Genomic DNA, 12426 nt, shown 5'->3' with positions numbered 1-12426 from the left:
GTAATGCGGTGGAGTTTTCTTTAAACGAATGGAAGGTTTTACTTTTATCAACTGTTCCACTTGGGGAACTAAGGGTATCAATTCCATATGGTATCTATATAGGATTATCACCCATAAAGACGTTTCTTCTGGCCTGTATTGGAAATTTCTTACCTATAATACCATTGTTATTATTATTAAATCCTATAAGTGATATAATAAATAAAGTGCCGAAAATAAATAATTACTATCAAAAGTTTCTAATGAAAACTAGGAAAAAAAGTGGGAATGTCGAAAAGTATGGTGCAATAGGTTTATTGCTTTTTGTTGCTGTACCTTTACCAGGAACAGGGATATATTCTGGTGCAGTGGTTGCGTTTTTATTAGGAATAAGATTTTGGTATGCTTTAATTTCACTTACTCTTGGAATGGTTACTGCAGGTATTGCTATAACATTAGCTAGTACAGGGGCAAAGCAATTATCTTCTCTAATTTATGATTTTGAATATATAATAGCTGGTTTGTTTATTTTAAGTATAGCTATTTGGTTTATAAAGAAAAAAAGAAATTAACCCGAAAGGGTTTTTTTTTGTGCCTTTTACAGAATAATTTTAATAAATGTCTATAAATTTTCTGATTGCGAAGATTGTCATAAATTGCATATATTTTTTTAGTCAGTTAAAGCAGGAAAATTTAACTAACAAGACGAATAAAGTGGTTGATAGTGGTAAGTAGTGGTGAGTAGTGGTGAATGCAGAGTAGAAAGTGGTGAGCTGGTATGTTTATAGGTGAATTTCAACATACTATAGATGATAAAGGTCGCCTAATTATGCCAGCAAAGTACAGAGAAGCTTTGGGGGATGATTTTGTTATCACAAAAGGCTTAGAAGGATGTCTTTTTGTTTATCCTCAAAGTGAATGGAGTAAGTTAGAAACTAAATTAAGAAGTTTACCTTTTACAAAGAAAGATGCACGTGCATTTGCCAGATTTTTTTTCTCAGGTGCTGTAGAGGGTTTATTAGATAAGCAAGGAAGAGTTCTGTTGCCTTTAAATCTACGGACATATGCAGACTTAAAGAAAAATGTTGTGATTGCAGGGATTTCGAGTAGGATAGAAATCTGGAGTAAGGAAAATTGGGATAATTATATAAATGATACTGAAGACTCATATGAAGAATTAGCTGAGAAAATGATTGAATTTGATATTGAGTTATAAAACGAGGGAGATTGAAAGATGAATTTTGAACATATACCAGTTCTTTTAAAAGAATCAATTAATTTAATGGATCCAAAACCAGGGGAAAAGTTCGTAGACTGTACATTAGGAGGAGGAGGTCATAGTAAACATTTTTTAGAAAAAATAATACCTGGTGGACATTTAATTGCATTAGACCAGGATATAAATGCAATCAATGCTGCTAAAATATATTTAAAAGAATACGAAAACAATGTGACTTATGTAAATACAAATTATGAGAATGTGCGAGAAGTAATAAATAAAATATCTCCGTTAGGTGTAGATGGGATATTTTTTGATATTGGTGTGTCCTCTCATCAATTAGATGAAGGTGAAAGAGGATTTAGTTATAATATAGATGCACCACTTGATATGAGGATGGATCAGACAAATGAGTTTACTGCAAAGGAACTAGTTAATACCTACACAGAAGAAAAGTTACATAATATTATTAACCTTTATGGTGAAGAACGCTGGGCAAAAAGAATAGCAGAATTTATTGTCGCAGAACGAAGTACAAGTCCTATTGAAACAACGGGACAGTTGGTAGATGTAATAAAAAAAGCAATACCCAAAAAGGCTAGATTAAACGGACCACACCCAGCAAAAAGAACATTTCAAGCAATTAGAATTGAAGTTAACCGTGAATTAGAGGTATTAGAAAAGACAATAGAAAAAGCAGTACAAGCTTTAAACAAGGGTGGAAGAATTGGAATTATAACATTTCATTCTTTAGAAGACCGGATAGTAAAAGAAAAGTTTAAGTATTTAAGCTTAGATTGCGTTTGTGCAAAAGAGTTACCAATATGTATGTGTGATAAAAAACGCGAGATAAAGGTATTAACACGCAAACCAATTTCTGCTAGTGAAGAAGAAGAAAACATAAATCATAGAGCAAGAAGTGCAAAACTCAGGGTAGCAGTTAAATTATAGTCATGATTTTAAGTTCTAAATTTTTTAGGGGGCGAATAACTTGGTAATGGCTAATAAAAAAGCAGTGGGTACAAATTATGTACCTGAGTATGAGGTACATCCTAAAACAAGAAATCATAAAGCACCAAAAAAGAAAAATAAAAAGAATAAAAGTAAAATATGGTTAGTAAAAGTAACACCGCATGTTAGTTTAATTTCTATATTTTTTCTAGTTTGTTTTAGTTTTGTGGCTCAAAATGTTTGGTTAAATGGATTAGGTCATGATGTTACAAATTTAAAACAAGAAATAGAAGATTTAAAAGAAAATAATGAAAAATTGAAATTAAATATTGCTTCTTTAACTTCTTTAGAAAAAGTTGAACAATCAGCAGCAAAAATTGGAATGATTTATCCTGATACAAACAACTATATTTATGTAGAAAAAAATAATAAAAAAGAAATTGAGAATAATATGAAGTTTCCTACAAATATAAATGAAGAAGAAGGCTTTATTAAAAATGTTCAAAGTTTTATTTCCAATAGTTTTAATAAGGTTGATTAAATATTGGAGTGGTTAGTTTGATTAATTTATCTATGAAAAAAAGAATTGGATTTGTTTTTTTGTGTACGGCTGTTTTAATCTCTTTATTAGTCATTAGAGTGTTTTGGGTTCAATTTATCCAAGGAGAAGAATTACAAGGTAAGGCAATCAATAATCGACTAAGAGATATCGAGGTAAAGGCTAAAAGAGGAGTTATTTATGATAGTAATGGGAGCCCCCTAGCTATTAGTGTCAGTACAGGTTCAATTTATGCTGTTCCTGCTCAACTTAAAGATAAAGATAAACTAGAAGAGACAGCAACTAAATTATCTGAAATACTAGAAATGGATAAAAACAAGGTAGAAGAAAAGTTAAAAAAAAATGTAGCATTTGAATGGATTAAAAGAAGAGTACCAGATGAAAAGATTAAAGAGTTAAAAGAACTTAAGCTTAAAGGTGTAAGTTTTGTTGAAGAAAACCAAAGATACTATCCCAAAGGTAAGCTAGCTGCTCATGTACTCGGTTTTGCTGGAATTGACAACCAAGGTTTGAATGGACTTGAGTTAAGTTATGATAGCGTACTTCGAGGGGTTTCAGGTAAGATCATGATTGAATATGATGCTTTAAATAGAGAAATACCAAATGCCCTGCACCAATATGTCATGCCACGAGATGGTCATAGTTTGTATTTAACGATAGATGAAACTATACAGTATATTGTGGAAAGGGAATTAGATAACGTTATAAAACTTAAACAAGCCAAAGCAGCAGCTATCATTGTGATGGATATTAAGACAGGTTCGATTCTAGCTATGGCAAATAGACCCGTATTTGACCCTAATAATTATGCTGATTTTGACAATAGTTCATGGCGAAATTTTGCAATTTCAGATGCTTATGAGCCAGGATCAACTTTTAAACCGGTAACAGCTGCTGCTGTACTAGAAGAAAAAGTAGTTAAGAAGAATGATAGATTTTATTGCCCTGGATACATAAAAGTAGGTAAAGATAAAATTAAGTGTTGGAAGCATCAAGGACATGGAAGTCAGGACTTTGTTGAAGGAGTACAAAATTCTTGCAATCCAGTTTTTGTTAGTTCAGGTCTTAAATTAGGAAAAGAAGACTTTTATAAATATTTACTAGGATTTGAATTTGGTAAAAAAACAGGAATTGAATTACCAGGTGAAGCTACTGGAATTTTAGTGCCTAAATCTAGAGCTAAGGACATTGATTTAGGTAGTATGTCCATGGGTCAGGCAAATGCAGTTACACCTATTCAGTTAGTAAGGGCAATCTCTGCAATAGCTAATGATGGTTGGCTTATGAAACCTCGTTTAGTTAAAGAGATCAGAGATTATGAAGGAAAACTTATAAAGAAAATTGAACCTGAACCAATACAGCAAGTTATTTCAAAAGAAACATCTGATGAATTAAAAGAAATTTTAGAATCAGTTGTTAGTGAAGGTACAGGTAGTAATGCAAAAATAGAAGGTTATAAAATCGCAGGTAAAACTGGAACGGCTCAAAAAATATTACCAGGTGGGGGATATTCTAGAAGTGAATATATTGCTTCATTTACTGGATTTGCTCCTGCAAATGATCCACAAATAGCATGCTTAGTAGTTGTCGATTCACCAAAAGGTGTATATTTTGGTGGTCAGGTGGCAGCACCAGTGTTTCAGGGTATAGTAAGAGATACACTACGTTATTTAAATGTTCCTGCAGAAATAACAAAGGAAGAGAAAAAAGAAGAAAAGGTTATAATACCTGATATTAAAAGTTTAAAAATGAATGCAGCTATTGATAAATTAAAAAAAGCAGGCTTGAAATATCAGAAACAAGGGGAAGGTGAAGAAATATTACTTACCTTGCCTCCAGTTGGTACGCAAGTAAATAAGGGTAGTAATGTTTTAATTTATACTAAAGATAAATCATCAAACATGGTGGTAGTACCTGATTTAAAAGACACAACAATACGAGAAGCAAGTTCTATATTATCTAAGTTAGAATTAAAAATAGCAGCTCAAGGTAGCGGATTAGCTTCTCTCCAAGAACCTCTTCCAGGTACGAAAGTGGAAAAGGGAACTACAGTAACGATAAGGTTCACACCACTTAATCAAGAAAACGTAGAGGAAACTATGGGCCCATGAGGCCTAAGTTTCTTTTTTTTCTAATGATTTTAATAATTTAAATAATGGTCTATAATATTCAGAGTAAAGTATAACAAGGAGGATTCAGTTAATGCAAATAGAGAAGTTAATGTATGATTATAATATTTTAGATAGCCATAATATAGATGATATTGATTTAAAGGGAATACAATATGATTCTCGTTCTATAAAAGAAGGAGATTTATTTATCGCCATTAAAGGTTTTAAAGTTAATGGACATCATTATATAAATGATGCTTTAAAAAATGGGGCAAGTATTGTTTTAATAGAAGACAAAAATTATTGCTCACATGATTATCCATGGATATTAGTTTCAGATAGTAGAGCAGCTTTAGCTGATTTAAGTGCAAAATACTTTGGATATCCTTCAAGAAACTTCACTCTTATTGGGATAACTGGAACTAATGGTAAAACAACCACCTCTAATTTAATAGCAAAAATTTTAGAGGAACAGGGAGAAAAAGTTGGCTTAATTGGTACAATACATAATAGAATAGGTTCTGAAATTTTACCTGTAGAAAGAACTACTCCTGAGTCTAGAGACTTACAAGAACTTTTTGCGCAAATGGTTCAAAAAGATGTTACGTATGTTATCATGGAAGTTAGTTCTCATGCATTAGACTTAATGCGTGTTAGAGGATCTGAATTTGATATAGCAGTTTTTACAAATTTAACTCAAGATCATTTGGATTATCATGAAACGATGGAGAATTATTTCAATGCAAAATCAAAGTTATTTTTTGAACTTACTAATGAATCATCTAAAAAGCAAAAAAAGTACGCCATTATTAATAAAGATGATGAATGGGGTAAACTATTATTGCAAAAATATAGGGGTAATAAAATAAGCTATAGTATAGAAGAGGATACTGATTTTAAAGCAGAAGAAATTAAAATAAGTGCTAAAGGTGTAGAATATAACGTAAATAAGACTAAAGTGAATTTAAAACTCACTGGTAAGTTCAATGTATACAATTCTCTAGCAGCCTTAGCTGTAGCAAGTAGTATCAATATTCCACTGAAAAAAGCAATAAAAACTATAGAAGAAATAAATGGAGTTGCTGGAAGGTTTCAGGTTATAAATAATTCTTGTGGATTTTCGGTAATCATAGATTATGCTCATACTGCTGATAGTTTGGTTAATATATTAACAACAGCTAAAGAGTTTGTGCAAAATAAAATAATTACAGTTTTTGGCTGTGGTGGGGATCGTGATAAGAGCAAACGCCCTAAAATGGGAGAAGCAGCCGCTAAGTATAGTGACTACTGCATAGTTACTTCTGATAATCCAAGAACTGAGAATCCAGAAGCTATAATAAAAGATATTTTACCAGGTATTCAAAAAGAAATCAGCAATGAACAATATGAAATAATCATTAATCGTAAGGATGCCATAAAAAAAGCTGTAGAAGTTGCCCATGAAGGAGATATAATAATAATTGCGGGTAAAGGTCATGAAACATATCAAGAAATAAACGGAAAAAAATACCCATTTGATGACAAAGAAATTGTTGAAGAACTTTTAATGCTACATAAATAATTAACTATATTAGAGGTGTGATTTAATGCTAGATATTTCTATACATTATTTATCAAAATTATTAGGAGTGGTCTATAGGGGTAAACCTACTGTTTATGCTAAAAGAGTAGCTATAGATAGTCGTTATGTTCAAGAAGGAGATTTGTTTTTTGCTCTTCCTGGTGAGAAAGTAGATGGACATGAATATGTAGATCAAGCTTTTGAAAAAGGAGCTGTAGGAGCAGTCGTAACGGATGTAAAAATGGTCAAAAATTATGAAGTCCAAAACTTACTGATAACTAATGATACGTTAAGGGGTTTACAAGATTTAGCTAAATTAATAAGGCAAAATTCTTTAATTCCAGTAGTTGCTATTACTGGAAGTGTCGGTAAAACTACTACTAAAGATATTTTATTTAGTCTTTTAAACAAAAAATATAATACTCTTAAAACAAAAGGTAACTATAATAATGAAATAGGACTACCGTTAACTTTATGCTCATTGGATAAAAACACAGAAGCAGCAGTAATAGAAATGGGTATGAGAGGCTTAGGTCAAATTGACTTTTTATGTAATATAGCTAGCCCAACACATGCTATAATAACTAATATTGGTAAAACTCATGCAGAAATTTTAGGTTCACAAGAAAATATTGCTAAAGCAAAAGCAGAAATTTTAAAATATTTACCTGAAGAAGGAACGGTGCTTTTAAATTTAGATGATAAGGACTTATTATTACCATATTTAAAAGAATGTAAAGCTAAGATCAATTGGTTTGGTAGTGATGCTAGTGCTGATTATTGCTTAGAAAGCATAATAGATATGGATGAAAACAAATCTATTTTTAAGTTAAGAGCATTAGATGAAATAGTAGAAATAGAATTAGGTATTCCAGGTGAGCATAATATTATAAATGCCATTTCTGCAATTGGGGTAGCAAGAAGCTTAGATTTTGACTGGGATAGTATCAAAGAAGGATTAAAAGAAATAGAATTGTCAAAAATGCGCTTGCAAATAGAAAATAGTACTAAAGGCTCTAAAATAATTAATGACGCTTATAATGCTAATCCAGCATCAATGAATGCAGCACTCAGTTTTTTAGGAGAATTTCACAATAAAAGAAAAGTCGCTGTCCTAGGGGATATGTATGAATTAGGTCAAAACGAAGAACAAGAGCATAAGCTTATTGGTGAGATAGCACAGCAAAAAAATATTGATAAATTAATAGTAATTGGTAAATTAGCTAAACACATTGGTACTGGTGCTGAAGAAGCTAAGATGGAGCCAGAGAATATTCATTATTTTAATAATAACGATGATGCTATTTCTTTTTTACAGGAATATACGCAAAAAGATGATGTAGTATTAGTTAAAGGTAGTCGTGGGATGTATATGGAAAAAATCGTTGAAGAACTTATGAGGTGATTAGATGACTGATATTTTAACAGCTGGCATAATTAGTTTAGTTGTCTGCTTAATAACAGGACCATTACTGATTCCTGTATTAAGAAGGTTAAAGTTTGGTCAAACAGTGAGGTCTGATGGACCAGAAAGTCACTTGCAAAAACAGGGAACTCCTACTATGGGTGGAGTTATGTTTTTTTTTGGTTTAACTTTAGGTACTATCTTTATAGCCAAAGATAATTTTTATACAATAATTCTTTTGTTATTTACCTTAGGTTTTGGTCTTATCGGATTTATTGATGATTTTATTAAAATAGTAAAGAAAAGATCACTAGGTTTAAAAGCTAAAGATAAGATTTTAGGACAATTAGTTTTATCTATACTATTAGCATGGGTAAGTGTTAATTATTTAGGTAGAGGAACTGATATTATTATTCCAATTACAGGACAACATATAGATTTAGGACTTTTTTATTTGCCCTTTGTAATTTTAGTCGCAATGGGGACATCAAATGCTGTAAATTTAACAGATGGGTTAGATGGATTAGCGGCAGGTGTAACCTTATTTGTTGCATTAGGTTTTGTAATAATTGGGTTTGGTCAGCAATTGTTCAGTATAACAATATTTGCCATGGCTTTAGTAGGTAGTTGTTTAGGATTTTTATTTTTCAACATTAATCCTGCTAAAGTTTTTATGGGTGATACAGGATCGTTGGCCTTAGGAGGGGCATTAGCTGCTATGGCTGTTTTAACGAAAACAGAACTTATTTTACCTATAATGGGATTAGTATATGTTATAGAAACCCTTTCGGTGATTATACAAGTAGTATTTTTCAAACTAACTAAAAGAAGAATATTTTTGATGAGTCCTATTCATCATCACTTTGAATTAAAGGGATGGTCAGAACAAAAGGTAGTCTTAACGTTTTGGTCAGCTGCGGCTATCTTTGTTTTATTAGGACTTAAAATATATGATTATACTTTTATGTAGGAAGAAGGGATTGTAGTGGAGGTAGCTAGGCAGAATATTTTAATTATTGGAGCCGGAAAAAGCGGAATTGCCACTAGTAAGTTTTTAGCTGAAAAAAGTTCAAATGTATTTCTTTATGATGCTAAAAGCAAGGAAGAATTAAAAGAAATTGAAAAAGAGATAACTTCACATGGCGTAAAAGCAATTTTTGGTATTAGTTTAGATGTAGAAAGTTTAAATTTAGACCTAGTAGTCGTGAGCCCAGGGGTACCGTTAACCATTCCTGTTATTGTGCAAGCAAAAGACTTAAGGATACCAGTAATTAGTGAAATTGAATTAGCTTTTAGTTATTCTAATTCTCCATTTATCGCCATCACAGGTACTAATGGAAAAACAACCACTACAGCTTTATGTGGTCAAATTTTTCAAGACGCCCAAAAAAAAGTTTTAGTGGGTGGAAATATAGGAAATCCTTTAATAAGTGAAGTGACTGATTATGGACAAGAGGATTTTGTTATTGCTGAAACTAGTAGTTTTCAATTAGAATCGGTACAAGATTTTAAACCACAGGTTTCTGTTATATTAAATTTAACGCCTGATCATTTGGACAGGCATAAAACTATGGAAGAATATATAAGATGCAAAGCTAATATTTTTAAAGCTCAAGATGAAAATGACTTTTTAATTCTTAATTACGATGATTTGCTTGTACGTAAATTAGCAAAAGATGCTAAAAGCAAGGTTATATTTTTTAGTCGTAATATTAAATTAGAAAAAGGAATATATTTAGAAAAAGAAGATATATATGCTAATTTAGATTCTTGGCCTATATATATTTGCAAAAAAAGTGATATTCGCATAAAAGGTAATCATAACTTAGAAAATGCGATGGCTGCAATTGCAGCAGCTCTTTCAGTAGGGATAGAAATACCGGTAATTGTAAAAACTTTAAAAGATTTCCCAGGGGTTAATCATCGTTTAGAGCCAGTTATAGAAATTCAAGGTGTTACATATATTAATGATTCAAAAGGAACAAATCCAGATGCTAGTATTAAGGCACTGGAGGCGTTTAATCAGCCAATAATTTTAATAGCAGGTGGTAGAAATAAAGGAAGTGACTTTAGTGAATTTGCTAACAAAATTAAATGCAAGGTAAAAGAGATAGTTTTAGTAGGTGAGGCTAAAGAAGAAATTAAAAATGCTGTTATTAATGTACATTTTAATAACTATCATTTAGTAGATACATTCAAGGAAGCTGTATATCAAGCTTTCAAATTAGCAAGTAAAGGTGATGTGGTTTTATTATCTCCAGCTTGTGCTAGCTGGGATATGTTTAATAGTTATGAAGAAAGAGGAGATTATTTTAAGGAGTTAGTCATAGCCCTAAGGAGGTGACCCTAAACTTGAAAAAAAACAACCAGATGTAGTCCTATTCTTAGATATTTTATTCTTATTAAGTATAGGAGTAGTAATGGTTTTAAGTGCAAGTTCGTATAACTCTATGCTTTATTATGATGATCCTTATCATTTTTTTAAGCGCCAATTGATTTGGTCTACATTAGGAATATTCTGTATGTTTGTAGTAATGAATGTAGACTATAACAAATTAAAAAAGTATGTAAAAATTGGTTTTGTTATAACTATACTTTTATTAGTTGCAGTTTTAATACCAGGAGTGGGAAAAGAAGTAAAAGGATCTACACGATGGATAGGCGTTGGACCTTTATCCTTTACTCCTTCTGAAGTAGTAAAATTAGCTATTGTATTTTATTTTGCTCTTGTTATAAGCTTAGAACCATTAAAAATTAAAACAATAAAAGGTTTCGGCACTTATTTACTCATATTAGGAGTTATTGGAGCTTTGCTGTTAAAACAACCAGACTTAGGAACTACAATTGCCGTTTTTGGCACATCTTTTTGTATGTTTATCGCAGCTGGTGCAAAAATTTCTCATTTATTTGCTTTAGCCATAACCGGTATTTTAGGGGTGATTGGATTAATCATTCAAGCCCCCTATAGGTTAGAAAGAATTACTGGGTTTTGGCATTTGTGGGAAAATGCAAGTGATGAAGGATATCAAACTGTTCAGTCTTTATATGCTTTAGGTTCAGGTGGACTTTTAGGAATGGGTCTAGGAAATAGTAGACAAAAGTTCTTATACCTTCCTGAACGACATACTGATTTTATTTTTGCTATCATTGGTGAAGAGTTGGGTTTTATTGGAGCTTTTTTAGTTTTATCTCTTTTCTTTCTATTTATTTGGAGAGGATTTAGAATAGCAATTTTAGCTCCAGATAGATTTGGTTCACTGTTAGCAGTCGGATTAACAAGTATTATTGCTGTACAGTCAGTAATTAATATGGGGGTTGTAACAGGATCCTTACCTGTAACCGGTATCACATTACCCTTTGTGAGCTATGGAGGATCATCTTTACTTTTTTCCTTAATTGGAGTGGGAATGCTGCTTAATATCTCAAAATTTTCCAGGAAATAATTTGAGTTAGACGGAGGTGGAATGATGCGAGTACTATTTGCAGGTGGAGGAACTGGAGGTCATGTTTATCCTGCACTAGCGATAGCTAAGTATTTATTAAAACAAGATAATAATACTGAAATCTTATTTATAGGTACAAAGGTTGGAATGGAAAGTAAAATCATTCCCAAAGAAGGTTTTGCCTTTGAGACTATAACAGTACAAGGATTAGAACGGAAAATATCTCTCGGGATGTTTAAAACAGGTTTTAAAGCGATTGAAGGATTAGGTAAGTCGATATCAATACTTCGTAAATATAACCCCCAGCTAGTTATTGGCACTGGGGGTTACGTTTGTGGACCTGTTGTCTTAGCAGCAAGAATTTTAGGAATACCAACTATTATACATGAACAAAATGCTTTACCAGGGATGACAAATAAATTATTAGGTAAGATAGTTGATCAAATTATGATAACCTTTCCTGATTCAGATAAATATTTTAAAAAGAATAAAGTGAAATTAACAGGTTTACCTGTTAGAGAACAAATATTAGATATAAAAAAAGAGGAAGGTATAAAATTTTTGAATTTGGATTCCACAAAAAAAACTATCTTGATAACAGGCGGAAGCAGAGGAGCTAAAAATATAAACAATGCAATGGCTTGTGCTTATAAAGATTTATTGAAAAAAAATAATCTTCAGTTTATACATATTACTGGAGAAAGTGGATATAAAGATGTTTTAAATAATTTAATTCAGCAGGGAATAAACTTAGAAGAACAAGGTAATATTATCCTTAAGCCCTATTTATATGAAATGGAATATGCAATTTCCTGTGCAGATTTATGTATATCAAGAGCAGGAGCTACTTTTTTAGCAGAGATGACTGCTAAAGGAATTCCTTCTATATTAATTCCATATCCTTTTGCATCAGAAAATCATCAAGAGTATAATGCTAAGTCTTTAGTAAATAGAAATGCAGCAATGATGATATTAGATAAAGACCTTTCTGGAGAAAAATTATTAAATAATATTTTAAGTATAATTGATAATGATAGTTTACTTAGTCAAATGACTTCTAGTGCAAAAAAAGCAGGAAATGTGGATTCTTTAGAAAATATTATGCAGGTTATTGTAGAATTAACGGATTATCAGTAAAAATTCTGATAATCCGTTTACCGAATATTAGTTTAATAAAAGATAATTAACCTAGTAATTA

10 protein-coding genes and 1 pseudogene are annotated in these 12426 nt (G+C 31.4%); all 11 read left to right on the top strand.

Annotated features, from left to right (window positions below; genetic code table 11):
- The first annotated feature begins 8 nt into the window (after nt 1–8).
- The 11 genes and pseudogenes from B8965_RS11790 to murG all read left to right on the top strand — a co-directional run bounded on the left by B8965_RS11790 (nt 9) and on the right by murG (nt 12365).
- Nucleotides 9–551: a COG2426 family protein gene (locus tag B8965_RS11790; RefSeq protein ID WP_159446350.1), complete on the top strand. Its 543-nt coding sequence runs from the start codon at nt 9–11 to the stop codon at nt 549–551.
- Between the two features lie 206 nt (nt 552–757).
- Nucleotides 758–1195, top strand: a complete 438-nt coding sequence (gene mraZ, locus B8965_RS11785) for a division/cell wall cluster transcriptional repressor MraZ (protein WP_084054388.1) — start codon at nt 758–760, stop codon at nt 1193–1195.
- A gap of 18 nt (nt 1196–1213) precedes the next feature.
- Nucleotides 1214–2149, top strand: coding sequence for a 16S rRNA (cytosine(1402)-N(4))-methyltransferase RsmH (gene rsmH / locus B8965_RS11780; protein ID WP_084054387.1), 936 nt, complete (start codon nt 1214–1216; stop codon nt 2147–2149).
- Nucleotides 2150–2195: 46 nt separating this feature from the next.
- On the top strand, nt 2196–2690 hold the full coding sequence (locus B8965_RS11775; RefSeq protein ID WP_144015922.1) for a septum formation initiator family protein: 495 nt from the start codon (nt 2196–2198) through the stop codon (nt 2688–2690).
- 32 nt (nt 2691–2722) lie between these two features.
- Complete coding sequence (locus B8965_RS11770; RefSeq protein ID WP_084054418.1) at nt 2723–4819, top strand: stage V sporulation protein D; 2097 nt, start codon at nt 2723–2725, stop codon at nt 4817–4819.
- 91 nt (nt 4820–4910) lie between these two features.
- Nucleotides 4911–6380, top strand: a complete 1470-nt coding sequence (locus tag B8965_RS11765; RefSeq protein WP_084054385.1) for a UDP-N-acetylmuramoyl-L-alanyl-D-glutamate--2,6-diaminopimelate ligase — start codon at nt 4911–4913, stop codon at nt 6378–6380.
- Between the two features lie 25 nt (nt 6381–6405).
- Nucleotides 6406–7785 carry a UDP-N-acetylmuramoyl-tripeptide--D-alanyl-D-alanine ligase gene (locus B8965_RS11760; protein ID WP_084054384.1) on the top strand — a complete coding sequence of 460 codons (1380 nt, stop codon included), beginning with the start codon at nt 6406–6408 and terminating at the stop codon, nt 7783–7785.
- A 4-nt stretch (nt 7786–7789) separates the two neighbouring features.
- Nucleotides 7790–8755: a phospho-N-acetylmuramoyl-pentapeptide-transferase gene (gene mraY, locus B8965_RS11755; RefSeq protein ID WP_084054383.1), complete on the top strand. Its 966-nt coding sequence runs from the start codon at nt 7790–7792 to the stop codon at nt 8753–8755.
- 15 nt (nt 8756–8770) lie between these two features.
- Nucleotides 8771–10129 (top strand): UDP-N-acetylmuramoyl-L-alanine--D-glutamate ligase, encoded by a 1359-nt coding sequence (murD, locus tag B8965_RS11750; protein ID WP_084054382.1) that lies wholly within the window; start codon nt 8771–8773, stop codon nt 10127–10129.
- 13 nt (nt 10130–10142) lie between these two features.
- Nucleotides 10143–11228: pseudogene (gene ftsW / locus B8965_RS11745) on the top strand (putative lipid II flippase FtsW); the annotation flags it as partial.
- Nucleotides 11229–11252: 24 nt separating this feature from the next.
- Nucleotides 11253–12365, top strand: coding sequence for an undecaprenyldiphospho-muramoylpentapeptide beta-N-acetylglucosaminyltransferase (gene murG / locus B8965_RS11740; protein WP_084054380.1), 1113 nt, complete (start codon nt 11253–11255; stop codon nt 12363–12365).
- Nucleotides 12366–12426: the final 61 nt, after the last annotated feature.

Source organism: Desulfonispora thiosulfatigenes DSM 11270 (genome assembly GCF_900176035.1).
Lineage (GTDB): Bacteria > Bacillota > Peptococcia > Peptococcales > Desulfonisporaceae > Desulfonispora > Desulfonispora thiosulfatigenes.
The sequence above is the reverse complement of the archived record's forward strand: the minus strand, read 5'-3'. Positions and strand labels throughout refer to the sequence as shown.

Coding starts and splice junctions, on each gene's coding strand:
- mraZ (WP_084054388.1), top strand. CDS start 758: ATGTTTATAGGTGAATTTCAACATACTATAGATGATAAAGGTCGCCTA.
- rsmH (WP_084054387.1), top strand. CDS start 1,214: ATGAATTTTGAACATATACCAGTTCTTTTAAAAGAATCAATTAATTTA.
- B8965_RS11775 (WP_144015922.1), top strand. CDS start 2,196: ATGGCTAATAAAAAAGCAGTGGGTACAAATTATGTACCTGAGTATGAG.
- B8965_RS11770 (WP_084054418.1), top strand. CDS start 2,723: ATGAAAAAAAGAATTGGATTTGTTTTTTTGTGTACGGCTGTTTTAATC.
- B8965_RS11765 (WP_084054385.1), top strand. CDS start 4,911: ATGCAAATAGAGAAGTTAATGTATGATTATAATATTTTAGATAGCCAT.
- B8965_RS11760 (WP_084054384.1), top strand. CDS start 6,406: ATGCTAGATATTTCTATACATTATTTATCAAAATTATTAGGAGTGGTC.
- mraY (WP_084054383.1), top strand. CDS start 7,790: ATGACTGATATTTTAACAGCTGGCATAATTAGTTTAGTTGTCTGCTTA.
- murG (WP_084054380.1), top strand. CDS start 11,253: ATGCGAGTACTATTTGCAGGTGGAGGAACTGGAGGTCATGTTTATCCT.